Origin of the sequence: Streptomyces sp. SAI-170 (assembly GCF_049739565.1) — a bacterium.
Classification (GTDB): Bacteria; Actinomycetota; Actinomycetes; order Streptomycetales; family Streptomycetaceae; genus Streptomyces.
The window spans coordinates 1322985-1349574 of sequence record NZ_JBMGQD010000001.1; the positions used below are offsets into that span (position 1 = coordinate 1322985).

Sequence of the window (26590 nt, forward strand, 5' to 3'; positions counted from 1 at the left end):
CCCGGCGGCCGACGATGAAGGACATCGCCCGGCATGCCGGGGTCTCCCAGAGCGCCGTCTCCTTCGCGCTGAACGGCCGGCCCGGGGTCTCCGACGACACCCGCGAGAAGGTGCGCCGGGTCGCCGAGCAGCTCGGCTGGCGGCCCAGCACGGCGGCGCGGGCGCTGTCCGGGGAGGGGGCCGCGACGGTCGGGTTCGTGCTCGCCCGGCCGGCCGACACGCTCGGCGTGGACTCGTTCTTCCTCCAACTGGTCTCCGGCATCCAGGAGGTGCTGGCGGAGCGCCATCTGGGCCTGCTGTTCCAGGTGGTGGAGGACGTGGCCGACGAGTGCGCGGTGTACCGGCGGTGGTGGGCCGAGCACCGGGTGGACGGACTGCTGGTCGCCGACCCGCGCACCGACGACCCGCGGCCCGACCTGCTGGACGAACTCGGCCTGCCCGCCGTGGTGATCGGCGGCGCACCTGACGAGCGGCACCCCGGCCTGTCGACGGTGTGGGCGGACGACGCGGGCGCGATGGCCGCGGTGGTGGACGAACTGCACGGCCTCGGCCATCGCCGGATCGTCCACATCGCCGGCCTCACGGGCCTCGCGCACACCCAGCGCCGGATCCGCACCCTGCGCGCCGAGGCGGAGCGGCGGGGCCTGACGGAGGTCCGCTCGGTGACCACCGACTACTCCGACGAGGCGGGCGCGGCGGTGACCCGCCGGGTCCTCACCGCGGCCCCGGCACCGACCGCGCTGATCTACGACAACGACGTCATGGCCGTCGCCGGCGTCGCCGCGGCCGCCGAACTGGGCTTCTCCGTCCCGGGCGACGTCTCGGTGGTCGCCTGGGAGGACTCGGCCCTGTGCCGCATGGTCCGCCCCCGCCTGTCCGCCCTCTCCCGCGACAGCGTCCAGTTCGGCCGCACGGCCGCCACGGAGCTGACCGCGCTGCTGGACGGAGGGCCGGCCCGGACGGTGCGGGTGCCGGTGCCGCGGCTGCTGGGGAGGGAGAGCACGGGGGTGGCCCGCGCGGAGTGAGGTGCCGGCCCGCCCCCTCTCGACGTACGGCCCGCCTACCGGCACAGTTCTCCGTGCATACTCACCAGTAGCCCCGAGGAGCCGTCGTGACCAGTTGGGTGGGCCGGACCGCCGTCGAGATCGCTGCCGCTGTGCGGGAGAAGCGGGTCACGCCCCGGGAGGTCGTGGCGGAGCATCTGGCGCGGATCGAGCGGCTGGACGGGCGGATCGGGGCGTTCCGAGTGGTGCGGGCCGGGGCGGCCTTGGTCGAGGCGGACGAGGTGGGGGCCCGGGCGGACCTCGCCGAACTGCCGCTCGCCGGGGTGCCGGTGGCGGTGAAGGACAATCTGGCGGTGCGCGGCGAGTCGATGCGGGTCGGCTCGGCGGCGACACCTCGGACGCCCGCGGACGAGGACCATGTGACGGTCGCCCGGCTGCGGGCGGCGGGCGCCGTCGTCGTGGGGCTGACCAACGTCCCCGAGCTGTGCGTCTTCGGTACGACCGAGGGCGTGCACGGCACCTCCCGGAACCCGTGGGACACCTCGCGCACGGCGGGCGGGTCCTCCGGCGGCAGCGCGGCCGCGGTCGCCGCCGGGTTCACGCCGATCGCGCTCGGCAACGACGGGATGGGCTCGCTGCGCATTCCGGCCGCCAACTGCGGGCTGGTCACCATCAAGCCCGGGCACGGCGTCGTGCCGGCCGGGATCGGCGACGGCGACTGGTTCGGCATGTCGGAGAACGGGCCGCTCGCCACGACCGTCGAGGACGCGCGGCTGATGCTGTCGGTGCTCGCGGACACGGAGGTGCCGCACAGCCAGGAGCCCGCGCCGCGCTCGGTGGCGGTGTCCCTGCGCAGTCCGCTGGCCGGGGTCGCGGTCGCCAGGCCGTATACGAACGCCGTGCGGGAGGCGGCCGGACTGCTGGCGGTGGCGGGGCATCGCGTACGGCGGGCGGATCCGCCGTATCCGCTGTCACTGAGCCTCACCGCGCTCGCGCACTGGACGGCGGGCACGTCGGTCGACGCGCAGGGCCTCGATCCGCGGCTGCTGACGCGGCGCACCCGGGTGCATGCGGCCCTCGGGCGGCGTTTCGTGGCGAAGGTGCGGGGCGGGGAGAGCCGTGCGGCGCTGCGGCGGCGGCTGGAGCCGTTCTTCGCGGAGCACGATGTGCTGCTGATGCCGGCGCTGGCCCGCCGCTCCCCCAAGGCCGGGCCGTGGCACGAGCGGGGCTGGCTGCGCAACATCGCGGTGAACAGTGCCTATTCGCCGATGACCCCGCCGTGGAACCTCACCGGATGGCCCGCGGCGGCGGTGCCGTTCGGCATGCTGCCCTCGGGCGCGCCCTGCGCCGTGCAGCTGGTGGGTCGGCCGGGGTCGGAGGCGGAACTTCTCGAGATCGCGGGGCAGTTGGAGAAGCTGCACGCGTGGGAGCGGACGGCTCGGATCAGCTGAACCCCGGACGGGCGTGCACCCGGCACGCCCGTACCGGCGACGACGGACAGCCTGTTCAGTCCACGCTGGGCAGGATGTGGGGCTCCGCGAGGTCGTCCTCGTAGCCCGCGAGCCGGATGGGAGCCGAGCGGGCCCACACGTCCAGGCTGCCGAGCTCGTCGGGCCTGCGGCCGGTACGGTCCGTGCGTTCCTTGGGGCGCTGGTCGCGATTCGTCTTCTCCGGTGTCACCGCGCACTCCTTATGTGTCGGGTCACCCTCGGGCAGTCGGTCAGGTCGCGCTCGGCACCTGACGCGCGCTCGGGTCTGGTTGGAAAACCGTCCGGACGCGGTGGCGTCGATCTTTCGGTGCGAGAGCAGACCGTGGTGGACCGGCTGTTCCCGGGACGGACCGTGGGTGTGGGTGGGACCCGCTGTGCTGTCCGTCCGAGACAGGATAACCATCTGAGCGGGTGCCCGCTCGATCGGGCTGAAAACATCGAGTAACTATCCGAAGTCGGACAGCCTCGAAGAGCGAGCGTTTCTTCCCGCTTTGATACACGAAGAGTTGCTTTGCGGCCACTCGTTCAGCCCAGCACATCGAACAGATTTTCGCCCCGGCCATGACGTTCAGGTGCCGTTGGCCCGGCCGAAAGCTCGCCATGATCTGCTGGCGTACCCCTACGGCTGTCTCGCGGGAGGACCGACGCATGGAGCTGCGCGGCGTCGACGAGCTGATGGACCTGCTGAGCGCGTGCCGGGGCGTCCGCACCCCCGGCGACCCGGTCGATCTGCACGAGCACTCCCTGCAGACGGCGGCCATGCTGCGCCGCGGCCGCCCCGCCGACAAGGAGCTCCAGGTCGCCGGGCTGGTGCACGAGCTCGGCCGGGTACTGCAACCGGGTGACCACCCCAGGCACGCGGACCTGGCGGCGGAGGCGGTCCGGCCGCTGCTCGGCGACCGCGTCTTCCGACTCGTACGACTGCACAGGGCGGCCGGGACGGGGCCGGGGGCGGCCGGTCCGCTCGGGGAGGACGCGCTGAGCCTGCGGCAGGCGCACGACGCGGCGCGTGTCCCGGACCTCGACGCCGGGGTCCTCGACGACTGGCGCACGCTGCTGGAACTGCTCGCGGCCCGGCACTCCCGGCTGGGCGCGGTGGACTGATCCGGCCCGCCGGGCGTACGGCGGGAGGCGGTGCGAGCATGGGAACTGCCCGGACCCGGTGCCCGGAGGCCCTCGGACGCCGGGCAGGCTGCCTCACCGAAGGAGGCGGAGATGAGTCAGACCGAGCTGCCCCCGCGCCGCCCGCGCACGCTCGCCGAGCACAAGGAGCTCGCGAAGACCGTCCTCTTCTACGCGCTCGCCGTGGGCGCCGTCCTGTTCGCCATCGCCGCGCTGATCTTCGCACTGGCCTGGTCGGACCTCGCGGACAGCGCGAGGCCCTTCTGAGACGGCACGGCCCCCCCGGCTCACCACTTGCCGGGCGCGTAGTCCTTCATGAAGACGCCGTACAGGTCCTCGCCCGCCTCGCCGCGCACGATCGGGTCGTAGACCCGGGCCGCGCCGTCGACCAGGTCGAGGGGCGCGTGGAAGCCCTCCTCGGCCAGGCGCAGCTTGTCGAAGTGCGGGCGCTCGTCGGTGATCCAGCCGGTGTCGACCGAGGTCATCAGGATGCCGTCGGACTCGAACATCTCCTGCGCGCTGGTGCGGGTCACCATGTTCATCGCGGCCTTGGCGGCGTTGGTGTTCGGGTGCCCCGCGCCCTTGTAGCCGCGGCCGAAGACGCCCTCCATCGCCGAGACGTTGACGACGTAGGCGCGCTTGCTCTCCGCCTTGCGCGCGGCCTGCGCCATGGCCGAGCGCAGCTTGCTGATCAGGATGAACGGCGAGGTGTAGTTGCACAGCTGGGTCTCGAGCAGCTCCACCGGGGAGATCTGCTCGATGGTCTGCACCCAGGTGTTGCTCTCGACGACGTCCGGCAGCAGACCGCCCGCGTCGATGGCGGTGCCGTCGAGGTGGCGCTCGATGCTGGCGTTGCCCGCGACCAGGGCCAGGTCGGCCACCTTCTGCGCGTCCAGCCCGGAGGCGCCGACCGGCAGCGCGGCGAGGCCGTCGACCGCGCCGGAGTTGAAGGCGCCGATCACCTGGTACGGAGGCAGCTCACCGGCGGGCAGCGGGGCGGACTCGCCCTCGACCAGGGCGGCGTACGCGGACGGCAGACGGCGCACGGTCTGCGTCGCGTTGTTGATCAGGATGTCGAGCGGGCCCTGCTCGGCGACCTGGTCGGCGAGCGCCACGGCCTGGGCGGGGTCGCGCAGGTCGATGCCGACGACCTCCAGGCGGTGGATCCAGTCCGCGGAGTCGTCCATCGCCTTGAAGCGGCGGATGGCGTCCTTAGGGAACCGCGTGGTGATCGTGGTGTGGGCGCCGTCACGCAGCAGCCGCAGCGCGATGTACATGCCGATCTTGGCGCGGCCGCCGGTGAGCAGGGCGCGCTTGCCGGTCAGGTCGGCGCTCGCGTCGCGCTTGCCGCGGTTCAGCTCGGCGCAGTCCGGACAGAGCTGGTGGTAGAAGTAGTCGACTTCCACATAGCGGCCCTTGCAGGTGTAGCAGGAGCGCGGGCGCTGGAGTATGCCCGCGATCCGCCCCTCCTCGGTGCGCGACGACGGCAGGATGCCCTCGGTCTCGTCGTCGATGCGCTGGGCGGAGCCGGTGGCGGTGGCCTCGGTGACCGCCTTGTCGTGGGCGGTCTTGGCGGCGCGGCGCTCCTGCCTGCGGCGCTGCTTGACCGTGCGGTAGATGTGCGAGGTGGCTCGGCGCACCTTGATCGCGTCGGGGTGGTCGACGTCCAGCTTGTCGAGCTCCTCCAGCACGCTGAGGCAGACGGCGAGCCGGTCGGGGTCGATGCCGGGGCCGTACACGACCTCGTCCGTGGTCGTCGTGCCGTCCTCTGTCACCGTCATGGCCGCGTTTCCCGATTCCCTCGTCGCCCTGTTCGAACGGGGGATTCTACGGAGCGGAGGGCTGTGCTGACAAAACCGAGTCGCGCCGTGAGGGGCTGGTCACGTCCTCGGGCTGCCGGTCGTCGTGGGCTGGTCGCGCAGTTCCCCGCGCCCCTCAGGGGCATGCGGTGAGCAGCGTTTGCACCTCTGCCGACAGCGCCTCGGCCAGGTTGTCCACGTCCGGGACCGCCTTCGCGTCCGCGACCAGGCCGTAGTGGACCTTCCCCCGGTACGTCGAGACGGCGACGGCCAGCGACTGGCCCTGGGCGAGGGGGGCGTACGGGTGGACGGCGGTGAGTTCGTGGCCGCCGAGACGCAGGGGGACGCCGGGCAGGGGGACGCTGGTGACCAGGATGTCGAACCAGAGGCGGGCGGCCTGGCCGGCGAAGGGGCCGGCGAGACGGTGGCCGAGGGCGGGGACGTGGTCGGCGAGGAGGGCGACCGCTCCGGCGCCGCGGTGGGACCCCGCGTCCTTGTTGCGGTCCATCGCCGTACGGACGGTGCCGAGGCGGCCGAGCGGGTCGGGGTCGCCGACGGGGAGCCGTATCACGTAGCCGGACAGGCGGTTGCCCTGCGGGTGGGCGGTGCGCGGGCGGCGCCTGGAGACGGGGATCAGGGCGCGCGGGGCGACGCCCTCGCTGCTGTCGCCGCGTTCGTCGAGCCAGCGGCGCAGGGCGCCTGCGACGACCGCGATGAGGACGTCGTTGACGGTGCCGCCGACGCTCTTGCGGATGCGGTGGACGTCGTCGAGGTCGACGATCGCTCCGGCGGTACGGCGGGTGCCGGACGGTTCGGCGGTCAGCGCGGGCGAGGAGCGCACGGCCAGGCCGGACAGCGCGAGGGACGCGCCGATGTCGAGGGCGCGGCCCACGTCGGACAGGGCGCCGCGGACCAGGCCGGGCAGCCGGCGCACATCGGGCAGGAGGCCACCGCTCGGGGGCTCCTCGGCGCGGCGGGGCCGGGCGGCGGGCGCGTCCATGGGGTCCAGGACGGCGGCGGCGAGGGTGAGCGCGCGCAGTCCGTCGGCGAGGGCGTGGTGGAACTTGAACAGCACGGCGAAGGACACGCCGTCCTCCCCCGGCAGGACGTGCGCCTCCCACGGCGGCCGCTCGCGGTCCAGCGGGCACTGCATGAGCCGGCCGGCGGCGGCCTGGAAGTCGTCGGCCGGGGCGTGCAGGACGACATGGTCCAGCGGGTCGAAGGCGGGGTACGGCTCACGGGCCGCGCCGCCGAAGGTGGACGGGCGCAGCAGCAGGTGCGGCTGCCACGCGTCGCGGATGCGCATCCGCAGGCCGGGCACCGCGGCGGCCCGCGCCGCGAGGAGGTCGGCGGCGTGGGCGCCCGCGGTGGGCGAGTGGGCCGCGAAGACACCGAGCGCGCCCAGGTGCATGGGGTGCTCGGGGGACTCGATGTTCCAGAACGCCAGGTCGAGGGGTGCGAGCAGATCGGACGTCACGGGCGTGCCTCGCGTCGACGACGGGTGAGTCAGCAGTCAAACCCGCGCGAGCGATTACGGTCAAGTACGATCAGGCTACGTACAGTTAACAGCGGGTAAAGTCATGTCACGCGCTGGCCCTTGCCCAGGGCGATCACCCCGTTCTTCGAGACGCTGTACAGCTCGGCGTCCCGCTCCGGGTTCACCCCGATGGTCGCGCCCGGGGGTACCTCGACGTTCTTGTCGAGGATGGCGCCCCGCACGACAGCGCCCCGCCCGATGTGCACGTTGTCGTGCAGCACCGAGCCCTGCACCACCGCGCCGGGGTCGACCACCACGCCGGGCGACAGCACCGACCGGGTGACCTGGCCGCGGATCAGGCAGCCCGCGCTGATGATCGACTCGCCGGCGATGCCGCCCGCGTTGAACCGGGCGGGCGAGAGCTGGTTGGAGTGGGTGTAGATGGGCCACTGGCGGTTGTACAGGTTGAACGCCGGGCGCTCGGCGATCAGGTCCATATGGGCGTCGTAGTACGCGTCGAGGGTGCCCACGTCCCGCCAGTAGCCCTGGTCACGGCTGGTCTCCCCGGGGACGTGGTTGTCGCTGAAGTCGTACAGCTGCGCCTCGCCGCGGTGGGTGAGCTGGGGCAGGATCGAGCCGCCCATGTCGTGCACGGACGCCTGGTCCTCGGCGTCCCGCTGGAGCGCCTCGATCAGCACCTTGGTGGTGAAGATGTAGTTGCCCATGGAGGCGAACACGCAGTCCGGGGCGTCGGGCAGTCCCGGCGGGTCCGCGGGCTTCTCCAGGAACCGCTCGACGGTACGGCCGTCCGAGCCCGGCGAGATCACCCCGAAGGCCGACGCCTCCGCGCGCGGCACCCGTATCCCGGCCACCGTCACCCCGGCACCGGCCTCGATGTGCCGGGCCAGCATCTGGCGCGGGTCCATGCGGTAGACGTGGTCGGCGCCGAACACGGCGACGTACTCGGGCTGTTCGTCGTGGACCAGGTTCAGCGACTGCAGGATCGCGTCGGCGCTGCCCAGGTACCAGCGCGGGCCGAGCCGCTGCTGGGCCGGCACGGGTGTGACGTAGTTGCCCAGCAGGCTCGACATCCGCCAGGTGGTGGTGATGTGCCGGTCCAGCGAGTGCGACTTGTACTGCGTCAGCACGCAGATGCGCAGGATGTCGGCGTTGACGAGGTTGGACAGGACGAAGTCCACGAGGCGGTAGGTGCCACCGAACGTCACCGCCGGTTTGGCCCGGTCCGCGGTCAGCGGCATCAGGCGTTTGCCCTCGCCCCCCGCCAGCACGATCCCGAGAACAGAAGGTCCCCCACGACGCATCGCCGCTCCCCTCACCGTGGTTGCCTCATGTCCCTGCCCCTGGGCGGTGACGGCTAAGCCTGTTCGAGGATCTTCCCGTACAGGTCGGCGGTGCGCCGGGCGACGGCGTCCCAGCCGAACTCCCCCACCGCGCGCGCCCGTCCGGCCTCGCCCATGCGCCGCGCACCCTCCGGATCTGCGAGAACGCTGTCCAGCGCGCGCGTGAGACCCGCCTCGAAGCCGTCGTCCACGGGCACCAGCAGACCGGTCTCGCCGTCGGCGACGACCTCAGGTATTCCACCGACCCGCGACGCCACGACAGGTGTGCCGCACGCCATCGCCTCCAGGTTGACGATGCCGAGCGGCTCGTAGACCGACGGGCACACGAACACCGCGGCGTGCGTGAGGAGTTGGATCACCTCGGGGCGCGGCAGCATCTTCGGGATCCAGAACACGCCGTCGCGCACCCGGCTCAGCTCCTCGTACAGCTCCCGGAACTCACGGTCGATCTCCGGGGTGTCGGGCGCGCCCGCGCACAGCACGACCTGCGCGGCCGGGTCGATGTCCCGTACCGCGCGCAGCAGATGGGGCACGCCCTTCTGCCGGGTGATCCGGCCGACGAACAGTACGTACGGGCGCCGCGGGTCGAGCCCGAGGCGCTCCAGCGCGTCGGTGCCCGGGTCCGGGCGGTACAGCGTGGTGTCGATGCCGTTGTGCACCACGTGCACCTTGTCCGGGTCGAGCGCCGGGTAGCAGTCGAGGATGTCCTGGCGCATGGCCCCGGAGACGGCGATCAGCGCGTCCGCCGACTCGGCCGCGGTGCGCTCGGCCCAGCTCGACAGGGCGTATCCGCCGCCCAGTTGCTCGGCCTTCCAGGGGCGCAGCGGCTCCAGCGAGTGGGCCGTCATCACATGCGGGATGCCGTACAGCATCTTGGCGAGATGGCCGGCGAGATTGGCGTACCAGGTGTGGGAGTGGACCAGTTCACGGCCCTGGAGCGCGGACGCCATGGCCAGGTCGACGGAGAACGTGCGCAGCGCGTCGTTGGCGCCGTCGAGCGCGGACCAGGAGCTGTGCCGCGTCACCCCCTCGGTGCGGCCCTCGCCCCAGCAGTGCACGTCGAGGTCGACCAGGGGCCTCAACTCCCGGGCGAGGAACTCGACATGGACGCCGGCCCCGCCGTACACGTCCGGCGGATACTCCCGTGTCAGCAGTCCCACACGCACCATGACCCCCAGTTGTTCGCTTACGGATCTTCATGGTCACCCAGATGCGGCGCGCGGGGAAGAGCGCGACGGTCCGGGCGGGCGCGGTGGCGTGGTGAAACAGCAGTCGCCGCACACGCCGCCGCCGGGAAGCCGGTAGTAGAGGCAGCAGCTGCGCCGCCGGAAGGAGGTGCCGGTGAGGGTGCCGGTGCCGGCCAGCAGGGGGTGGCCGAGCAGCTCGGCGGCCAGGGCACGGGCCCGCTCGCCGGTGGCGGGGCTGCCCTCCGCCCGCGCCCAGCGGTCCACCTCGCGGGCGGCCCCGGCCAGCGCGGAGGCCGCGTTGCCCCGCAGCAGTCCCGGCGCGAGCCGGTGCTCGGCGCGCAGGGCGTCGGCCAGCGGCTCCAGGTGCCCGAGCAGGACTGCGTCCGCGAGTGCGGCCGCGTCGGCGGGCGGCCCGGGCCGCAGCTCGGCCAGCCACAGGTCGTCGGGGGCGCTTGCGTCGGGGTCCCAGTGCAGCAGGCGCGGGTCGAGATCGGGGAGCCGGCCGTAGCGGACGGCGCAGCCCAGGGCGATCGACCACAGCCGCGCCGCGAGCCCGAGATGCGCCACCGACGCGGCGACGCGCGGCTCGGGCGCGCGCAGGGCGGCGGCGACCTTGTCCACCCGAAAAGTCAGTGGATTCACACAAAGTTCGGATGTTACGAATCCGTAGGCGTGCGCGAGTGTCGGCGAGCGGCTGGGGGTCTCTCCTGCCGAACCTAGGAGAGTGCGCACGGTGAAGAAGGCGCCGAGCGGTCGCAGAGCGGCGAGTCCGGGGTCGAGGTCCACGAACAGCAGTAGTACCAAGTCACCTAGGGGGTGGAACTTCAGGGTGTCCGGCCGCTGTAACCCGCCTTGGGGAGGACGGGATCACCTGCGTACTCCATCGGTAGTACGAGCCATTGGGTGCTCAGGTACGACGACGGGAACAGCGGAAGAGGGCATCGTGTTGTTCATGGAAGCCGATTGTTCGCCGCGTGGGGCTGTACAGCCCCGCCTCACGCAGAGGAGCAGCCGATGAGCGCCCTCGCGTTGTCCGTGCTGCTGTCGTTCGTGTCCGCCGTCGCGTACGCCGGCGGAGCGATCGTGCAGGAGCGCGTGGCGGAGACCTCCGGCGAGCAGTACGCACCGCTGCGCCGGCCGGGCTGGTGGGGCGCCGTCGGGCTCAACGGCCTCGGCGGACTGCTGCACGTGGTGGCGCTGGCCTTCGGACCGCTCAGCCTGGTGCAGCCGCTCGGCGCCCTGACCATCGTGTTCGCGCTGCCGATGGCCGCGATGTTCGTGGGCCGCAAGGCGGGTGCCACCGCCTGGCGGGGCGCGATCATGGCGACGGTCGGCCTCGCGGGTCTGCTGTCCCTGGTCGGCGCGTCCGGGGCGCATTCGCTGGACGGGCCGGACCGGATCGCCGTCTTCGTCGTCACGGGCGCCGTGGTCGCCGCGCTGCCGGTGGCCGGGCGGGCCGCCCACCGGCATCCGGCGGTGCGCGCGATGGTCCTCGCCACGGCCTCCGGCATCGCCTTCGGTATCTCGTCGGTGTTCACCAAGACCGTCGCGGTCGACTGGTCCGACGGCCTCGGCGCGGCCGACCTGCCCTCGCTCGGCGCCATCGGTGTGCTGGCCACGGCCGGTCTGCTGCTGTCCCAGGCCGCCTACCGGGGCGCCGGGCTCGCCGCCCCGCTGGCCACGCTGACCGTGGTCAACCCGGTGGTGGCGGCCGCGGTGGGCATCACGATGTTCGGCGAAACCTTCCGCTACGGCACCGCCGGTACCGTGCTCGCACTGAGCTGCGGTGTGGTGGCGGCGGGCGGTCTGATCCTGCTCACCACCGAGCGCATCGCGCGCACGGAGAGTGCGGCGGCCGCTGTGCCGGAGTCCGCGGAGGAGCCGGCCGGAGTCGCGCGGCAAGTCCCTGCGGAGGAGCCGGTCGTGGTCGGGCCGCGGGTCTCCGTCGAGGAGCCGGTCGTGGTCACGCAGCGGGTCCCCGTCGAGGAGACCGTTCCCGCGCTCGTGGAGGATCCGTTCGGGCCGGCGCCGCTCACAGCGGGCGCCTTCGACGACCTGTCGCAGGAGGAGAGGCCGGTCGCCCTCCTCCCCGCCTACGCCATGCCGTACGTCCCGCTGCCGGTGCTCGACCGGCACCGGACGCGTGTCAAATCCTGACGCCGCCCGCTCGCAGATAGGCGACCGGGTCGACGTCGGAGCCGAAGCCGGGCCCGGTCCGCACCTCGAAGTGCAGATGCGGGCCCGTGCTGTTGCCCGTGGACCCCGAGCGGCCGATGCGCTGCCCCGCCCCCACGCTCTGCCCGGCCCGCACGCCGATCGCCGACAGATGGGCGTACTGCGAGTAGCGCCCGTCGTTGTGCCGCAGCACCACCTGGTAGCCGTAGGACCCGCCCCACCCGGCGCTGACGACCTGCCCGGCGCCGATCGCCCTGACGGACGTGCCGGTCGGCACGGGGAAGTCGACGCCCGTGTGGTAGCCCTTCGACCAGGACGAACCCGCCTTGTGGTACGGCGTGCCGGTGGGGGCGTCGACGGGGGCCACGAGGGACGACCCGCGCTCGGCGGACCGGGACGTCTTGCGCGACTCGGGCGCGGGCTTGGACTGCTTCTGCTCCGGCTTGGACCGGCGCTGCTCCGGCTTGGACTGCTGCGCCCCCGACTGGGACCGCTGCTTCTCCGGCTGGGACCGCTGCTTCCCCGGTGCCTTGCGCTCGGCGCGGTCCTGCTGCGGGGCCGCGTGGCCGGTGCGGGTGCCGCCCGCGTGGCCGTCCAGGCTCAGCCGCTGGCCCGGCATGATCAGGTCGGGGTCGGAGCCGATGGTCGTACGGTTGGTGGCGTACAGCCCCTGCCAGCCGCCGCGGACGTCCTCGCGGTCGGCGATCCCCGACAGGGTGTCGCCACGGACCACGGTGTACATCTCGGCCCGGCCCGCTCGTGACTGGGGCGTGCTCTGCGGCTGCACATCGCGTACGGAGGTCTTCGCCTGCTGGGGGCGCACGGCGGGGCTCTCGCCGCCGCGGGTCAGCCCCGCGCGCTCCGAGCACACCGGCCAGGCGCCGGGGCCCTGGGCGTCGAGGACCTTCTCGGCGACCGCGATCTGCTGCTCCCTGCTCGCCAGATCGGCGCGGGGCGCGTACGCGGTGCCGCCGTAGGCCTCCCAGGTGGACTGGGTGAACTGCAGGCCGCCGAAGTGGCCGTTGCCGGTGTTGATGTTCCAGTCGTGGCTCGACTCGCACGCGGCGACCTTCTCCCAGGTCTCCGCGTCGGCCGCCTGGGCGACACCGGCACCGACCAACGGGAGGGCCATTCCGGCACCGCCGGCCGTGACGGTGAGCGAGGCCCGGTTGATCCTGTTCGGCTGATACCGGCGGTGCCGGCCGCGTACGGCCATGGGGTGCCCCCTCGACAAGCGTCAGGAGGGCCAAAAGTAGAGGTGCCGAACAGGCCAGGACAAGACGGCAATCGGTCGTGCCGTCACTCCAAGTGGCCGGGATGGACCCCTTGTTGGCTGCGGTCGTCGATGCCGCCGCTGAGACGCGGGCCGTGCCGAGTCCGTATTGAGCCGCGACGGACGTCATGAACTGTCGGTGTATCGGCGTATCGGCGCGGGGGGACGGGCCCAGGCGGCAATACTGACGGTCACGCCCGGCAATCAGCACCGATATCTCTAGGAGCAGGCGATATGAGCACTTCAGCCCAGATCGGCGTCACGGGGCTCGCGGTCATGGGCCGCAACCTCGCCCGCAACTTCGCGCGCAACGGCTACACCGTCGCCGTGCACAACCGGACGGCCGCGCGTACGCACGCGCTGGTCGAGGAGTTCGGCGGCGAGGGCGACTTCATCGCGGCCGAGACCGCCAAGGAGTTCGTGGCGGCCCTGGAGCGGCCCCGCCGCCTGGTCGTCATGGTGAAGGCCGGTGACCCCACCGACGCGGTGATCCAGGAGTTCGCGCCGCTCCTGGAGCCGGGCGACATGATCATCGACGGCGGCAACGCGCACTTCGCGGACACCCGGCGCCGCGAGCGGGACCTGCGCGAGCAGGGCATCCACTTCGTCGGCATGGGCGTCTCCGGCGGCGAGGAGGGCGCGCTGCACGGGCCGAGCATCATGCCGGGCGGGCCCGTCGAGTCGTACGACTCCCTCGGCCCCATGCTGGAGAAGATCTCCGCCAAGGCCGCCGACGGGGCGCCGTGCGTGACGCACGTCGGGCCGGACGGCGCCGGGCACTTCGTGAAGATGGTGCACAACGGCATCGAGTACGCCGACATGCAGCTGATCGGCGAGGCCTACCAACTGCTGCGCGACGTCGCCGGGTACGAGCCCGCGCGGATCGCGGAGATCTTCCGGACCTGGAACACCGGCCGGCTGGACTCGTACCTGATCGAGATCACCGCCGAGGTGCTGTCACACGTGGACGCGGCGACGGGCAAGCCCTTCGTGGACGTGGTGGTGGACCAGGCCGAGCAGAAGGGCACGGGCCGCTGGACCGTGCAGATCGCGCTCGACCTGGGCGTGCCCGTGTCCGGCATCGCCGAGGCGGTCTTCGCGCGCTCGCTGTCCGGGCACGCCGCCCTGCGGGCCGCTTCGCGGGGGCTGGCCGGTCCTACGGCGTCGCCGCTGAGCGAGTCGGAGGCGGGCGCCTTCGCGGACCGGGTCGAGCAGGCGCTGTACGCCTCGAAGATCGTGTCGTACACCCAGGGGTTCCACGAGATCGCCGCGGGCAGCGACGAGTACGGCTGGGACATCGACCTCGGCAAGGTCTCCTCCATCTGGCGCGGCGGCTGCATCATCCGGGCGGCGTTCCTGGACCGCATCCGCGAGGCGTACGACACGCGCCCCGACCTGCCGAGCCTGCTCTCCGACGACACCTTCGCCCGGGAGATCGCCGCGGCGCAGGACGACTGGCGCGAGGTCGTCGTCGCCGCGACCCGCCAGGGCGTGCCGACACCCGGCTTCTCGGCGGCGCTGGCCTACTACGACGGACTCCGCGCCACGCGGCTGCCCGCCGCCCTCACCCAGGGACAGCGGGACTTCTTCGGCGCGCACACGTACCGGAAGGTGGACGCCGAGGGCTCGTTCCACACGCTGTGGGGCGGGGACCGGTCGGAGGTCTCCGCCTGAGGAGTCCTGGGGGCGGCGGGGCCGGACGAACTGCCTGCGCTGGTCGGCGAGTTGTTGGAGTGCGGGGAGTGTGTGCCGGAGGGTCGCGGGGTCGGGCAGGTATGCCCGCGCCTGAGGCCCGACCGTGGTCGGGAGCGTGTGCGCCACAGGTCGCGGAGCAGGGCGATCTCGGCCCGGCGCTGCTCACGACAAGGGCGGTCCGGGTTCCGGGTTGGGCACCGGCTCGGGGCCCGGCGGGATGGGCGACGGGTCGGGGCCGGGGACGGGGGGCGTCGGGCCCGGGCCCGGCGGCTGGGGCGTCGGTTCAGGACCGGGTCCCGGCGCCGGAGGCGTCGGCTGGGGACCCGGGCCCGGGGGTGGCGGCGGGGGCGGCACCGGGTCCGGGTACGGCTCCGGGTGCTGAGGGTCGGGGCCCGGGGTGGGACCCGGCGGTACGGGGTCGGGATACGGCTCGGTCATGATGTCCTCCGGCACATCGCGGACGTGGCCTCTGGACTACTCCCCCGGTTACCCGCCCCGGGACCGGCCAGTCACCCGCCTGAGCCAACGGACGCCCGCCGACCGGGCGAGGCGGACGCCCGGGCCGGGTCAGACCCCGGTCGCCGCCTGCGCCGCCGCCGTAAGACCCGGCCGGGGGCTGGACAGGACCGGGACGCGGGTGGTGGTCAGAGCATGGGCCGGGGCCATGGACGCCTGGGCGAGGACGATCGCGTCGGCGTCGGTGACGGTGTCGGCGGTGGTGGCGATCAGGCGGAGGTAGGAGTCGGTGTCACCCGACTCGAAGTGCGGCCAGGCGTCCTCCACCAGCACCAGCCGGACCTCGGCCGGCCGGCCGCCGCGGCGGGCCTCGTCCTCGATCAGCTCGGCTGTCGGGGCGAGCGTGCTCTCCAGGGCGGCCAGGACGACGATCCGCGGCCCGGCCGCGACCGCGGCGGCGGCCATCGGACGGTCCACACGCAGGACGGGCACCCCGGCCGAGGCCGCGGCCGCCTCGGCGGTGCCGCCGATGGTGGAGCAGGTGCACAGGACGGCTCGGGCGCCGTCGGCGACGGCCTGCTCGACGAGCGCGCGGACGTCGGCGGCGACCGCCTCGGGGCCGTCACTGCGGGCCCGGATCAGCAGGTCCTCGTCGACGAGGTGGCGCAGTGCGAGGCCCGGGTGGGTCTCGTCGCGCAGGGCGTCGAAGACGGGGACGTGGACGGGCGAGGTGTGCAGCAGGGCGAGCATCGGCGGGGCTCCTCAGAAACGCTCGGAGTGGGCCGCGAGCCACTCCCGCGCGGCGCGCAGCAGCTCGGGGTCGGCGGCCGGGGCCTCCTCGGGGTGCCGGGCCGCCCATCGGACGACGTAGGGGCACAGCGGCGCCACCGGGACGCCCTCGCGCGCGGCGAGGGCGTACAGCTCACGGGCGAGCGCCCCGGCGATGCCCCGGCCCTCGTGAGCGGGCTCGACGAGGGTGTGCACGGGCACCAGGGCAGGCGCGGGGGACGCGAGGACGAAGTACTCGATGTGCCCGACGACCTCACCGCCGCCGTCGCCGCCGAACGCCTCCAGGCGTCCGGCCGCCCGGTCGTCGCGGATCTCGATGTCGCTCATGGGCACTCCTCGTCGCACGGGCGGCCGAGGCGGCGGGAGAGATCCGGGCAGGGAGGCTCAGACCGTGACGGCCTGCGGGCTGCGCTGCTGGTCGGAGCCCGGAACCGGCTCCCCCGCATCCGCGCCCAGGGCCACGATCCGGTTGTCGCCGTCCACGTGCACGACCCGCGGCTTCAGCTCCCGCGCCTCGGCGTCGGTGACCTGAGCGTAGCTGATGATGATCACCAGGTCTCCGGGGTGCACGAGATGCGCGGCGGCCCCGTTGATCCCGATCACCCCGGACCCGCGCTCCCCCTCGATGACGTACGTCTCCAGGCGGGCGCCGTTGGTGATGTCGACGATGTGCACGAGCTCGCCGGGCAGCAGGTCCGCGGCTTCGAGCAGGTCGCCGTCGATGGTCACCGATCCCACGTAGTGCAGGTCGGCCTGGGTGACGGTGGCGCGGTGGATCTTGGACTTGAACATGGTGCGCAGCATGAAGTACTCCCGGAGAGTTGGCTCCCTGCCTGCTCTTGCAGGTCAAGGGCGTTTCTCACTTTACAGACCCGTCTGGCGGGGCGTCCGTCAGGAGGTCGAGAGGACCCTATGCGACGGAAGCGGGAGCGGGCTCCGTGAGAGCTGTCACAGAGGGAGGGCCCCACCGCAGTCGACGCTCTCGACTGCGGAAGGGCCCGACCGGCGCCGGCGCGGGCTGGAGCGCCGGCTCAGCCGCCGCTCTTGCGCCGGAACGACCGCTGGCTCGCGGCCGGGCCGTGCGCCGCGCGGACCTTCGACGCGTCGGGGTTGGCGGCGACGTCGGCCGCGTCCGCCTGCGCGCCGCGCTTGCGCGCCAGGGCTTCACGGAACTTGCGCTTGAGGTCGTAGTTGCCGTCGCTGTCCGGCGCGAGAGGGGACGTCTCGGGGGCGGCCGGCTCCGAACCTTCCGTGGTGTCGGGTTCTGCGGTCATGGTGACCTCCTGGGTTCGGGTGTGGACCGGCACAGCTTGTCATGCCGGGAGCAGGGCAACGGCTCTCAGCCGTTGCGGCGCACCAGCGCGGCCTTGCGGGCCTCGGCGAGCTTGCGGGCCTCGCCGGCCTTTCGGGACTTGCCGCCGGCGCCGCGGGAGGGGTCCTTGCTGGTGCCGAGGCCGCGGAAGGGGGCGTTGCTGTTCTTGGGCCGGGGGACGGCGGGCCCGCCGTCGAGCGGGGTGCCCGAGGGAGCCTTGGCGCCGGTGATCCGGCTCAGTTCCGCCTCGCCCGAGCGCACCTTGGTGACGGTCGGCTCGATGCCGGCCTCGGCCATCACGCGGCTCGTCTCGCGGCGCTGCCCGGACAGCACGAGGGTGACCACGCGGCCGGACTCACCGGCGCGGGCGGTGCGGCCGGCGCGGTGCACATAGTCCTTGGGGTCGGTGGGCGGGTCGACGTTGACCACGAGATCGAGGTCGTCGACGTGCAGGCCACGGGCCGCGACATTGGTCGCCACGAGAACGGTGATCTGGCCGTTCTTGAACTGCGCCAGCGTCCTTGTCCGCTGCGGCTGGGACTTGCCGCTGTGCAGGGCCCCGGCGTGCACCCCGCTGGCCCGCAGATGCCGGGTGAGCTGGTCGACGGCGTGCTTGGTGTCGAGGAAGAGCAGGACGCGGCCGTCGCGGGCGGCGATCTCCGTGGTGACGGCGTACCGGTCGGGGCCGTGGACGACCAGGAGGTGGTGCTCCATCGTCGAGACCGTGCCCGCGGACGGGTCGACCGAGTGGACGACGGGGTCGTGGAGGTAGCGGCGGACGAGCTGATCGACGTCGCGGTCCAGAGTGGCCGAGAAGAGCATCCGCTGACCGTCGGGGTGCACCTGGTCGAGCGCGTCGGCGACCTGCGGCAGGAATCCCAGGTCGCACATCTGGTCGGCCTCGTCCAGCACGGTGATCCTGACCCGTCCCAGACGGCAGGCGTTGCGTTCGATCAGGTCGTGCAGGCGGCCGGGGGTGGCGACGACCACTTCGGCGCCCTGGCGCAGCTCGGCGATCTGCCGGCCGATCGACATGCCGCCGACGACGGTGGCCATCCGCAGCCGCAGGGCCTCGGCGTACGGCGCCAGCGCCTGGGTGACCTGCTGGGCCAGCTCGCGGGTGGGCACGAGGATCAGGGCGAGGGGCTGCTTCGCTTCGGCGCGCCGTCCGGCCGTACGGGTCAGCAGCGGCAGGCCGAAGGCGAGCGTCTTGCCCGATCCGGTGCGCCCGCGCCCCAGGACGTCGCGCCCCTTCAGGGCATCCGGCAGTGTGGCGGCCTGGATCGGAAAGGGTTCACGCACCCCGAGTCCGTCCAGTGTCCGCAGCACCTCCGCCGGCAGTTCCAGGTCGGCGAAGGAGACGGCCGGGGGCGGCGCCGGAGTCGTGGACTCGGACCGGGTGGGACCGGCGTGAGCGATGCCGGAGTCGTCGGGGTGCTTCATGAACAGCCTTCCGCAGGGGGGACGTACCGAGGAAGGCCCGGCAGGACTGGACAGTCCCCGCACAAGCGGAACCGCACAGGCAGAATCGCCCACCGCGACGACCACGCAAAAGCGTGACAATAACACACGACATGACATCGCGCCGTGGCACCGGTCACCCGCGCTTCACTCACGGAGAGATCGTGACGGCCCGAGGCCGCGTCGCGAACGGCCGGTCGGCACCGGGACCGGCGGGAGGCCTGCCCGCCGGTCCCGGCCGTGCGCCCGGCTCAGCCGTGCCACGGCGTCCCGAGACGGGCCGTCACAGTCGGCGCAGTTCGTGCGTGACGACGTAGGAGCCGACGTTCCGGCCCAGCGCGAGGCCGTCGACCGCGTCCCAGCGGTAGTGCACGCCGAGGTAGAGGCGGCTCAGCGCGTCCTCCTCGGCGGCGTCGCTGAAGCGGCTGAACGTGCGGTTGCGGACGGGTGACTTGAGGTCGTCGGTGGTCGCGGTGAAGGAGATCTGGTCCGTGCCGAAGACCTCGGTCATCACCGTCTGCCAGGCCCCGGCGAAGGTCGCGTGACCGGACGCCCAGGCCGGGAAGCAGGGGGTGGGACCGAGCGGCTGCCACGTGGTGTCGCCGAGGCCCACCTGGACGGCCGAGACCGGGCGCCACAGGTCGATCGGCGTGCGGTACTTGACGTCCCACTCGGCGATCGCGCCGTCCGCCATGGCGAGCGATACGAGGGCGAAGGCCCGCGCGGTGTCGTAGACGTTCAGGTGCCGCTGGTCGGCGACGATGCGGGTGAGGTCGAGCATCTGCCCCGGCGGCTTGTAGGTGCCGTCCGCGTCGTTGGCCCAGAACCAGGCCGCGGCCGTCTGGTCGGTGGTGCGGGCGGTCGAGGTCGCCGAGCCGAGCAGGCGCACCTCGTCCACCTGCGCACGGTAGGCCGGGCTCGCCATCAGCGCCTCGTACGTGCCGAGGGTCTCGGGCGTCGCCGGCCGGAACTGGGCCCCCGAGGACAGGGCGAACGGCCGCACCAGCCCCCAGTTCGGGTCGACGGCGTCACTCTCGGCCGTGCAGCCGGGGCCGCCGGTCGGACGCCAGGCACCGGGCTTGTTCTCCACGGTGTAGGACTCGCGGTTGTCCCAGCCGTCGGTGTAGCGGGTGTTCCACATCCGGTCGGCGATCGGCTCGGCCACCAGCGGCTTGAGGATGTCGAAGTCGGTCCACTCGTTGCCGAAGCGCTCCTTGAAGCGTGTGTTGACGAGCGTCGCCTGTGCGGGGAAGAGCCGGACCAGGAGGTTGCGGGCGGTGTGCCCGATGACGCGCTCCTCCTCGTTGGGCCCCTCCAGGAAGGGCGCGCCGGAGTACTTGGGCGCCTCCAGGTACGGCTCGTACCGCAGGGTGTGCCAGGTGCGCTGATAGGCGCTCTCGGCGTCGTAGATCGCGGCGTTCATCATGGCGGCCGCCCGGGCGAGCGGGCCCGGGCCGACCTTCTGCTGACGCCGGAAGACGTCCAGCAGCACCGAGTTCCAGTACTGCACCGGCCGGCCGTCGAAGGCAGCGGCTTGCGCGGATGCGGGCGCGGCCGCGGCGGACTGCGCGGTGAGGGCCGGCGGGGCCAGGAACGCCGCCAGTACGACGGACACCAACAGCCGTGCTCTGCGGCGCAGTTGCGCGGACGCTCTCGCCCACGCGCCTAAGGGTCTTGAGGACATGCGTCATCCCCCGGTTCCAGGCCGGCACCCGGTGTGCCGACCGCCCCAAGCTAGGCAGCCGACGCGGCGCGGGCGTCCCGCAGAGAGCGGACTTCCCGGTAAACCCGTGCGGTATCCGGGCCGCGCCTGCAACCTGCGCCGTACGCCGTCCCCCTTGGCCGGGCTCGAGGGAGAAGCGGAGTCGCCGCCTACGAACTGACGCTGTCCAGGAAGTTCCCGATGGCCTCGACGATCCGGTTCTTGCGCCGGTGCGCCTTGCTGCAGTACCGCCTTGTGCGCCAGCGCCGCGTCTGCGGCACCGGCGTCCCGCACCAGTCGCACGGCACCGTTCTTCTCGCTCCCCCGTTCACGCCGCCCACCGTATCCAACCCTCTGGGCTAGGGAACGTGCTGCCCGTACACCCGGTAGGGCTCGGCATCGGACCACCTCACGTCCAGTCCGTGTCCCGGGCGGCCGGGGTCGGGGCGCAGTGCGCCGCCCTCCAGCGGCGGGGTGCCGTCGAGGAGGAGCCGCTCGACGCGTACGTGATCGTGGAAGTACTCGACGTGCCGCAGCCGGCACACCGCGCAGAAGGCGTGCGCGGACAGCGCCGGGGCGCAGTGGGCGGACAGGTCGATGTGCCGGGCCGCCGACAGCCCGGCGATCTCCAGCAGGCCGGTGATGCCGCCGCAGCGGGTGACGTCGGCCTGGAGGCAGTCCACGGCGGGCGGCTCCAGCAGGTTGACGAAGTCCTGCGGGACGAAGGCGTACTCCCCCGCCGCGATCTCCAGGCGCCCCGGTGCACGCGCGCGCAGCAGGCGCAGCCCTTCGAGGTCGGCCGAGCTGACCGGTTCCTCCAGCCAGCGCACGTCCCACTCCTCGTGGAACCGGTGTGCCCAGTACAGCGCCTCCTTGCGGCCGAGCGCGCCGTTGGCGTCGGTGAACAGCTCCGGCCCGTCGCCCACCGCCTCGCGTACGGCGGTCAGCCGGCCAGGGTCGCGGTCGGGTTCGCGGGAGGTCTTGAGCTTGATCCGGGGGATGTCCTGGGCGACCCACGCGGCGAGCTGTCCGGTGAGGCGGTCGGGCGGGTAGTTGGTGAAGCCGCCGCTGCCGTACACGGCCACCCGGTCGTGGTAGGCGGGCAGCAGACGGACCAGCGGCAGACCGAGCAGGCGTGCCTTGAGGTCCCACAGGGCGGTGTCGACGGCGGACAGGGCCATGGCTCCGACGCCGGGGCGGCCCGCGTTGCGCAGGTGCGCGCCCATGCGGTGCCACAGCGCCGGGGGCGAGGCCACGTCCTCGCCCAGCAGCATCGGGGCGAGCCGGGAGGTGACGAGGGCGGCGACCGCGACGTCGCCGTAGGTGTAGCCGAGGCCGCACGCGCCGCAGGCGTGCACCCGGACGAGGATCACGGTCGTGGAGTCCCACTCCATGGTCCCGTCCTGCTCACTGCCGCCGGGGCCGTCCGTGGGCACCTCGAACGCGTCCACGTCGACCGCGTCGACCCGGCACTCCTCCAGCGCCGCCGCCGGGACGGCCGTACGCCCGGTCATGCCCAGCGGGTGACCATGCCGGGGGCGTCCAAACGGTGCCCGGCTGCCGCCATTGGCGTGCCGTGCCGTTTACCTGGCTCCGTTACGGGCTACCACTGGCCGACGAGTCCTCGGCGCGAGCGGCTCGACGACGAAGGTGACGGTTCGATCGAGTGACCCTGTTGCGACGAAGCCGTGGAGACCGAGGCGGTCGAGGGGCGGCGCGGGAGCGGGCGGGCCGCGCCGCGGTCCGGGCGACCGACTCTCTCGACGCGCGGCTGCCGGTCGTCGAGGGCGGGGGGCTGCTGCGCAAGGCGTTCCCGGACCACTGGTCGTTCTATCTGGGTGAGCTGGCGCTCTACAGCCTGATCGTGCTGATCGTCACCGGGGTGTATCTGACGCTGTTCTTCGAGCCGTCCATGACCGAGGTGGTCTACGACGGCTCGTATGTGCCGCTGCGCGGAATCCTGATGTCGCAGGCGTTCGCGTCCACCGTGGACATCACCTTCGACGTGCGCGGCGGGCTGCTGATCCGCCAGATGCACCACTGGGCCGCGATCGTGTTCGTCGCGGCGGCCGGGACGCATCTGCTGCGCATCTTCTTCACCGGCGCGTTCCGCCGGCCGCGCGAGGTCAACTGGCTGCTCGGTGTCACGCTCTTCGCGCTCGCCCTGGCGGAGGGCTTCGCCGGCTACTCCCTGCCCGACGACCTGCTGTCGGGGACCGGGCTGCGGATCATGCAGGGCATCGTGCTGTCCCTGCCGGTGGTGGGGACGTATCTGCAGATGTTCCTGTTCGGTGGCGAGTTCCCGGGCGAGGACATCATCGACCGGCTGTACGGCCTGCACATCCTGCTGCTGCCGGGGCTGCTGGTCGGGATCGTCGTCATCCATCTGATCCTGGTCTTCGCGCTCAAGCACACGCAGTGGTCGGGGCCGGGCCGGACGAACCGCAACGCCGTCGGAAAGCCGATGTTCCCGCAGTTCTCCGCCACCTCGGCGGGGCTGTTCCTCATGGTGTCGGGCGTGCTGGCGGCGCTCAGCGCGGTCGCGCAGATCAACCCCGTGTGGACGTACGGCCCTTACCGCCCGGACCAGGCGTCGACGGGCTCGCAGCCCGATTGGTACGTCGGCTTCCTGGAAGGGGCGCTGCGGCTGATCCCGGCGTGGGAGACGACGCTGGCCGGGCACACGCTGATGTGGAACGTCCTGCTGCCGGCGGTGGTGCTCCCGGGCGTGCTCTTCGTCGTCCTGTACGCGTATCCGTTCCTGGAGGCGTGGGTGACGGGCGACCGCCGTGAGCACCATCTGTGCGACCGGCCGCGCGACCGGCCCGTACGCACCGGGCTCGGGGTGGCCGGGATCGTCTTCTACGGTGTGCTGCTGCTGGCCGGCGGCAACGACGTGGTCGCCTTCGTGTTCCACATCCCGGTCGAAGGTCTGACCTACGTCCTGCGCGTGGCGTTGATCGTGCTGCCCGTGGCGGCGTACGCGGTCACCAAGCGGGTGTGCCTGGCGCTGCAGGAGGTGGAGGAGGAGCGGCTGAGCGAGGGCGAGGAGACCGGGGAGGTGCGGCAGTCGCTGGAGGGCGGTTACACGGAGGAGCATCGCCCGTTGACGGCCGAGGAGCGGTATGTGGTGCTGCACGGCAGCATGCCGGTGCCGGAAGGCCTCCCGGGCGGGCGGGTGCGCAAGGTGCTGGCGCGCTGGTACGGGGCTCCCTCGCGGCCGCGCGAGGCGGCGGGCCGGGACGTGGTTCAGCGGGCCTCGTCCACGTCCCCGTCCGCCGGGGAGCCGGGCGGGGAGTGACGCCCGGCATGCTCGAAGACCATGCCGAAGACCCCCAGGCCCAGCACGCCCAGGCCCATCAGCAGCAGCCACACGCCGAAGACCACGCCGAGCGCCATCACACAGGCGCCGCCCGCCACGGTGATCGGCCAGGCGCTGTCGGCCGGGAAGAAGTCCAGCGGCCCGGCCGTGTCGGCCACTTCCGCGTCCTTGCGGTCCTGTGCGCGCGGTCCTCGCCTGCGGTACTGGACGGTGAGGAAGAACGTGACGAGTGCCGCCATCAGGAACGCCACGACGAGCACGGCCGTGCCCGCGGGGTCCTCGGAGGCCCAGCCGTAGCCGGTGGCCGTCACCGCGAAGAAGACCGTCACTCCGGCGAAGAGCTGCGCCTCGGTCCTCATGACCGCGCCTCGCTTCCGGGGCTCAGTGAGTGCCACTCCCGTTCCGGGTGGTGCAGGTCGAAGGCGGGTGCCTCGGAGCGGATGCGTGGCAGAGCCACGAAGTTGTGGCGGGGCGGCGGGCAGGAGGTCGCCCACTCCAGCGACCTGCCGTACCCCCAGGGGTCGTCGGTCCCGACCTGCGGCGCGGTCCGTGCCGTCTTCCCTACGTTGTAGAGGAACGGCAGCGTCGAGACGCCCAGCAGCAGCGCGCCCACGGACGAGACGGTGTTGAGGGCGGTGAAGCCGTCGGCGGCGAGATAGTCCGGGTAGCGGCGGGGCATGCCGGACTCGCCGAGCCAGTGCTGGACGAGGAAGGTGATCTGGAAGCCGATGAAGGTCACCCAGAAGTGGATCTTGCCGAGGCGTTCGTCGAGCATCCTGCCGGTGATCTTCGGCCACCAGAAGTAGAAGCCGGCGAACATCGCGAACACCACGGTGCCGAACAGCACATAGTGCAGATGCGCCACGATGAAGTACGAGTCGGTGAGGTGGAAGTCCAACGGCGGCGAGGCGATGAGCACGCCGCTCAGCCCGCCGAGCAGGAAGGACACCAGGAAGCCGAAGGCCCACAGCATCGGCGTCTCGAACGACAGGGAACCGCCCCGCACGATGCCGATCCAGTTGAAGAACTTCACACCCGTCGGCACGGCGATCAGGAACGACATCAGCGAGAAGAACGGCAGCAGCACCGCGCCCGTGGCGAACATGTGGTGCGCCCACACCACCGCGGACAGCATGGTGATGGCGATGGTGGCCCCGATGAGGCCGAAGTAGCCGAAGACCGGCTTGCGCGAGAACACCGGCAGCACCTCGGTGATGATCCCGAAGAACGGCAGCGCGACGATGTAGACCTCGGGGTGTCCGAAGAACCAGAACAGGTGCTGCCAGAGGATGGCGCCGCCGCTCGCGGAGTCGTAGATGTGCGAGCCGAACGTCCGGTCCGACTCCAGGGCGAGCAGCGCGGCCGCGAGGACGGGGAAGGCGGGCAGCACCAGGATCGAGGTGAACAGGATGTTCCAGGTGAAGATCGGCATCCGGAACATGGTCATCCCGGGGGCGCGCAGACACAGGACGGTCGTGATGAAGTTGACCGCGCCCAGGGTGGTGGACACCCCCGTCAGCACCAGCCCCATCGTCCACAGATCGGCCCCCACCTGGGGCGTGCGCACCGCCTCGTTGAGCGGCGCGTAGGCGAACCAGCCGAACGAGGCGGCGCCGCCGGGCGTGAGGAATCCGCTGATCACCATCAGGCCGCCGAACAGGTACAGCCAGTACGACAGGGCGTTCAGGCGCGGGAACGCGACGTCGGGGGCGCCGATCTGGAGCGGCATGACCGCGTTCGCGAACCCGGCGAACATCGGGGTCGCGAACAGCAGCATCATGATCGTGCCGTGGATGGTGAACAGCTGGTCGTACTGGTGCCGGTCGACGATCTGCAGCCCCGGGCGCGCCAGTTCGGCCCGCATCAGCAGCGCCAGCACCCCGCCGAACAGGAAGAACCCGAACGCGGTGACCATGTACAGGTTGCCGATGACCTTGTGGTCGGTGGTGCGTGTCCACCGGACCAGCGCCCGCCCCAGGGGCGTGGCCACGGGGCGGTTCGGCCTCAGGGGGCTCTCCCGCAGCTCGGTCACACCTGTCCGCCTCTCCCGCTCCGACTCACCCGGGAGTACCGTATCGGGACATCACATGACCACCGGGGAGGAAACACCCTCGCCGGCCGACCGCGCGTACGGGCTCTGGGCGCGGGCCACCGCCGTGAACAGGGCGGCGCCGTAGGTGTCGTACAGGTGCCGTTGCAGGCCGGGGCCGAAGGTCACGCGGGCGACGCCGAGTTCGGCGAGGCCGTCCGGGGACAGCGCGCCGCCCGGGCCGTGGCCCACGTTGACGGGTCCGGGGATGCCCTCCACCAGGGCGCGGATCACGGTGGGGTCGGTGACGGCGATCGGGTAGACGCAGTCCGCGCCGGCCGCGAGATAGCGCGTGCCCCGGTCGAGCGCGGCGGCGAGCTGCTCGGGCGGTGTGCCGGCGCGGCGCAGGAAGCAGTCCGTGCGGGCGTTGAGGACCAGGTCGACGCCCTGGGCGGACGCCGCGTCGCGCACGGCGGCCAGGAACTCCGCCTGTTCGGCGGCGTCCACCAGCTCGGCGGTCCTCGGGTGCGAGTCCTCCAGGTTCAGGCCGACGGCTCCGGTGGCGGCGAGGCGCTCGACCAGTTCGGCCGGCCGGAGCCCGTAGCCGCGCTCGAAGTCGACGGTCACCGGCACGCGCACGGCGCGGACCATCCGCCCGGCCGCGGCCAGCACCTCCGTGACCGGTGCGGCCTCCGCGTCGGCGTAGCCGAGCACCGCGGCCGTCGCGGCGCTGCTCGTCGCCACGGCCGGGCTTCCCGCCGCCTCGGCCGCCCGGGCCGACGCGGCGTCCCAGGCGTTGGGCAGCACCAGCGGGACGCCGGGCACATGCAGGGCGCGCAGCCGGGCGGCCTTGTCCTGCGCGGTTTCGGCGGGGGTGTTCGGGGTGCTCACGGTGTTCTCCGTTCGTCGGTCGTCGGTTGTCGGGCAGTACGGAAG

General features: G+C 72.6%; 24 protein-coding genes. 7 read left to right on the top strand and 17 right to left on the bottom strand.

From position 1 onward, the window contains the following. The first annotated feature begins 14 nt into the window (after window positions 1-14). Both RKD23_RS06095 and RKD23_RS06100 read left to right on the top strand, forming a co-directional pair. Entirely contained in the window at window positions 15-1025 is a 1011-nt protein-coding gene (locus tag RKD23_RS06095) for a LacI family DNA-binding transcriptional regulator (RefSeq protein ID WP_424858174.1), read from the top strand. Window positions 1026-1111: 86 nt separating this feature from the next. Further along, window positions 1112-2455, top strand: a complete 1344-nt coding sequence (locus RKD23_RS06100) for an amidase (RefSeq protein ID WP_424852697.1) — start codon at window positions 1112-1114, stop codon at window positions 2453-2455. A gap of 55 nt (window positions 2456-2510) precedes the next feature. Here RKD23_RS06100 and RKD23_RS06105 read toward each other — a convergent pair whose 3' ends face one another. Further along, window positions 2511-2684, bottom strand: a complete 174-nt coding sequence (locus RKD23_RS06105) for a hypothetical protein (RefSeq protein ID WP_404031434.1) — start codon at window positions 2682-2684, stop codon at window positions 2511-2513. A 458-nt stretch (window positions 2685-3142) separates the two neighbouring features. Here RKD23_RS06105 and RKD23_RS06110 point away from each other — a divergent pair, with 458 nt between their 5' ends. Then, entirely contained in the window at window positions 3143-3598 is a 456-nt protein-coding gene (locus RKD23_RS06110) for an HD domain-containing protein (protein ID WP_424852698.1), read from the top strand. Window positions 3599-3709: 111 nt separating this feature from the next. Continuing rightward, window positions 3710-3883, top strand: a complete 174-nt coding sequence (locus RKD23_RS06115; protein WP_404031439.1) for a hypothetical protein — start codon at window positions 3710-3712, stop codon at window positions 3881-3883. Between the two features lie 20 nt (window positions 3884-3903). On the opposite strand, the gene RKD23_RS06120 is transcribed toward RKD23_RS06115, so the two are convergent. The 5 genes from RKD23_RS06120 to RKD23_RS06140 all read right to left on the bottom strand — a co-directional run bounded on the left by RKD23_RS06120 (window position 3904) and on the right by RKD23_RS06140 (window position 10244). Further along, complete coding sequence (locus RKD23_RS06120) at window positions 3904-5397, bottom strand: SDR family NAD(P)-dependent oxidoreductase (RefSeq protein WP_424852699.1); 1494 nt, start codon at window positions 5395-5397, stop codon at window positions 3904-3906. A 154-nt stretch (window positions 5398-5551) separates the two neighbouring features. Next, a complete protein-coding gene (locus RKD23_RS06125; RefSeq protein WP_424852700.1) occupies window positions 5552-6892 on the bottom strand; it encodes a wax ester/triacylglycerol synthase family O-acyltransferase in 1341 nt (446 codons plus the stop codon). Between the two features lie 101 nt (window positions 6893-6993). After that, the gene (gene glgC, locus RKD23_RS06130) at window positions 6994-8214 is read right to left on the bottom strand and encodes a glucose-1-phosphate adenylyltransferase (RefSeq protein WP_424852701.1); all 1221 of its coding nucleotides are present in this window, start codon (window positions 8212-8214) and stop codon (window positions 6994-6996) included. A gap of 53 nt (window positions 8215-8267) precedes the next feature. Beyond that, the gene (gene glgA / locus RKD23_RS06135) at window positions 8268-9419 is read right to left on the bottom strand and encodes a glycogen synthase (RefSeq protein ID WP_424858175.1); all 1152 of its coding nucleotides are present in this window, start codon (window positions 9417-9419) and stop codon (window positions 8268-8270) included. Window positions 9420-9455: 36 nt separating this feature from the next. Then, the gene (locus tag RKD23_RS06140; protein ID WP_424852702.1) at window positions 9456-10244 is read right to left on the bottom strand and encodes a (2Fe-2S)-binding protein; all 789 of its coding nucleotides are present in this window, start codon (window positions 10242-10244) and stop codon (window positions 9456-9458) included. Between the two features lie 210 nt (window positions 10245-10454). Here RKD23_RS06140 and RKD23_RS06145 point away from each other — a divergent pair, with 210 nt between their 5' ends. Next, window positions 10455-11597, top strand: coding sequence for a DMT family transporter (locus RKD23_RS06145; protein ID WP_424852703.1), 1143 nt, complete (start codon window positions 10455-10457; stop codon window positions 11595-11597). Here RKD23_RS06145 and RKD23_RS06150 read toward each other — a convergent pair. Further along, on the bottom strand, window positions 11587-12831 hold the full coding sequence (locus RKD23_RS06150; RefSeq protein ID WP_424852704.1) for a transglycosylase family protein: 1245 nt from the start codon (window positions 12829-12831) through the stop codon (window positions 11587-11589). The two genes, RKD23_RS06145 and RKD23_RS06150, sit on opposite strands and share 11 nt — an antisense overlap. Before the next feature lie 291 nt (window positions 12832-13122). On the opposite strand from RKD23_RS06150, the gene gndA reads away from it, so the two are divergent. Then, window positions 13123-14562, top strand: a complete 1440-nt coding sequence (gene gndA / locus RKD23_RS06155) for an NADP-dependent phosphogluconate dehydrogenase (protein ID WP_424852705.1) — start codon at window positions 13123-13125, stop codon at window positions 14560-14562. 588 nt (window positions 14563-15150) lie between these two features. Here the strand turns inward: gndA and RKD23_RS06160 are convergent. From RKD23_RS06160 to RKD23_RS06190, 7 genes are all read right to left on the bottom strand, one after another. After that, window positions 15151-15789: an aspartate/glutamate racemase family protein gene (locus RKD23_RS06160; RefSeq protein WP_424852706.1), complete on the bottom strand. Its 639-nt coding sequence runs from the start codon at window positions 15787-15789 to the stop codon at window positions 15151-15153. A 12-nt stretch (window positions 15790-15801) separates the two neighbouring features. Next, a complete protein-coding gene (locus RKD23_RS06165; protein ID WP_424852707.1) occupies window positions 15802-16155 on the bottom strand; it encodes a GNAT family N-acetyltransferase in 354 nt (117 codons plus the stop codon). A gap of 57 nt (window positions 16156-16212) precedes the next feature. Further along, window positions 16213-16632, bottom strand: coding sequence for an aspartate 1-decarboxylase (panD, locus tag RKD23_RS06170; RefSeq protein ID WP_404031463.1), 420 nt, complete (start codon window positions 16630-16632; stop codon window positions 16213-16215). Window positions 16633-16859: 227 nt separating this feature from the next. Next, window positions 16860-17102: a DUF5302 domain-containing protein gene (locus RKD23_RS06175; protein ID WP_424852708.1), complete on the bottom strand. Its 243-nt coding sequence runs from the start codon at window positions 17100-17102 to the stop codon at window positions 16860-16862. A 65-nt stretch (window positions 17103-17167) separates the two neighbouring features. Further along, on the bottom strand, window positions 17168-18583 hold the full coding sequence (locus RKD23_RS06180; protein WP_424852709.1) for a DEAD/DEAH box helicase: 1416 nt from the start codon (window positions 18581-18583) through the stop codon (window positions 17168-17170). 301 nt (window positions 18584-18884) lie between these two features. Then, window positions 18885-20285, bottom strand: a complete 1401-nt coding sequence (locus RKD23_RS06185; RefSeq protein WP_424852710.1) for a vanadium-dependent haloperoxidase — start codon at window positions 20283-20285, stop codon at window positions 18885-18887. Window positions 20286-20662: 377 nt separating this feature from the next. Beyond that, on the bottom strand, window positions 20663-21817 hold the full coding sequence (locus RKD23_RS06190) for an enolase C-terminal domain-like protein (protein WP_424852711.1): 1155 nt from the start codon (window positions 21815-21817) through the stop codon (window positions 20663-20665). Between the two features lie 161 nt (window positions 21818-21978). On the opposite strand from RKD23_RS06190, the gene RKD23_RS06195 reads away from it, so the two are divergent. Beyond that, a complete protein-coding gene (locus RKD23_RS06195; RefSeq protein ID WP_424852712.1) occupies window positions 21979-23604 on the top strand; it encodes a cytochrome b in 1626 nt (541 codons plus the stop codon). Here the strand turns inward: RKD23_RS06195 and RKD23_RS06200 are convergent. The 3 genes from RKD23_RS06200 to RKD23_RS06210 all read right to left on the bottom strand — a co-directional run bounded on the left by RKD23_RS06200 (window position 23553) and on the right by RKD23_RS06210 (window position 26545). Further along, window positions 23553-23984 carry a cytochrome c oxidase subunit 4 gene (locus tag RKD23_RS06200; protein ID WP_424852713.1) on the bottom strand — a complete coding sequence of 144 codons (432 nt, stop codon included), beginning with the start codon at window positions 23982-23984 and terminating at the stop codon, window positions 23553-23555. The two genes, RKD23_RS06195 and RKD23_RS06200, sit on opposite strands and share 52 nt — an antisense overlap. Beyond that, window positions 23981-25540 (bottom strand): cytochrome c oxidase subunit I, encoded by a 1560-nt coding sequence (locus tag RKD23_RS06205; protein WP_424858176.1) that lies wholly within the window; start codon window positions 25538-25540, stop codon window positions 23981-23983. Before RKD23_RS06205 ends, RKD23_RS06200 begins: the two co-directional genes overlap by 4 nt. Before the next feature lie 168 nt (window positions 25541-25708). After that, on the bottom strand, window positions 25709-26545 hold the full coding sequence (locus tag RKD23_RS06210; RefSeq protein ID WP_424852714.1) for an isocitrate lyase/PEP mutase family protein: 837 nt from the start codon (window positions 26543-26545) through the stop codon (window positions 25709-25711). Between the last annotated feature and the right edge of the window lie 45 nt (window positions 26546-26590).

What these genes read in the sequence shown, in the direction of transcription:
- RKD23_RS06095 (WP_424858174.1), top strand. Translation starts at nt 15, where the DNA reads ATGAAGGACATCGCCCGGCATGCCGGGGTCTCCCAGAGCGCCGTCTCC.
- RKD23_RS06110 (WP_424852698.1), top strand. Translation starts at nt 3,143, where the DNA reads ATGGAGCTGCGCGGCGTCGACGAGCTGATGGACCTGCTGAGCGCGTGC.
- RKD23_RS06115 (WP_404031439.1), top strand. Translation starts at nt 3,710, where the DNA reads ATGAGTCAGACCGAGCTGCCCCCGCGCCGCCCGCGCACGCTCGCCGAG.
- RKD23_RS06120 (WP_424852699.1), bottom strand. Translation starts at nt 5,397, where the DNA reads ATGACGGTGACAGAGGACGGCACGACGACCACGGACGAGGTCGTGTAC.
- glgC (WP_424852701.1), bottom strand. Translation starts at nt 8,214, where the DNA reads ATGCGTCGTGGGGGACCTTCTGTTCTCGGGATCGTGCTGGCGGGGGGC.
- RKD23_RS06145 (WP_424852703.1), top strand. Translation starts at nt 10,455, where the DNA reads ATGAGCGCCCTCGCGTTGTCCGTGCTGCTGTCGTTCGTGTCCGCCGTC.
- RKD23_RS06150 (WP_424852704.1), bottom strand. Translation starts at nt 12,831, where the DNA reads ATGGCCGTACGCGGCCGGCACCGCCGGTATCAGCCGAACAGGATCAAC.
- gndA (WP_424852705.1), top strand. Translation starts at nt 13,123, where the DNA reads ATGAGCACTTCAGCCCAGATCGGCGTCACGGGGCTCGCGGTCATGGGC.
- RKD23_RS06160 (WP_424852706.1), bottom strand. Translation starts at nt 15,789, where the DNA reads ATGCTCGCCCTGCTGCACACCTCGCCCGTCCACGTCCCCGTCTTCGAC.
- RKD23_RS06165 (WP_424852707.1), bottom strand. Translation starts at nt 16,155, where the DNA reads ATGAGCGACATCGAGATCCGCGACGACCGGGCGGCCGGACGCCTGGAG.
- panD (WP_404031463.1), bottom strand. Translation starts at nt 16,632, where the DNA reads ATGCTGCGCACCATGTTCAAGTCCAAGATCCACCGCGCCACCGTCACC.
- RKD23_RS06175 (WP_424852708.1), bottom strand. Translation starts at nt 17,102, where the DNA reads ATGACCGCAGAACCCGACACCACGGAAGGTTCGGAGCCGGCCGCCCCC.
- RKD23_RS06180 (WP_424852709.1), bottom strand. Translation starts at nt 18,583, where the DNA reads ATGAAGCACCCCGACGACTCCGGCATCGCTCACGCCGGTCCCACCCGG.
- RKD23_RS06185 (WP_424852710.1), bottom strand. Translation starts at nt 20,285, where the DNA reads ATGTCCTCAAGACCCTTAGGCGCGTGGGCGAGAGCGTCCGCGCAACTG.
- RKD23_RS06190 (WP_424852711.1), bottom strand. Translation starts at nt 21,817, where the DNA reads ATGACCGGGCGTACGGCCGTCCCGGCGGCGGCGCTGGAGGAGTGCCGG.
- RKD23_RS06200 (WP_424852713.1), bottom strand. Translation starts at nt 23,984, where the DNA reads ATGAGGACCGAGGCGCAGCTCTTCGCCGGAGTGACGGTCTTCTTCGCG.
- RKD23_RS06205 (WP_424858176.1), bottom strand. Translation starts at nt 25,540, where the DNA reads ATGGTCACCGCGTTCGGGTTCTTCCTGTTCGGCGGGGTGCTGGCGCTG.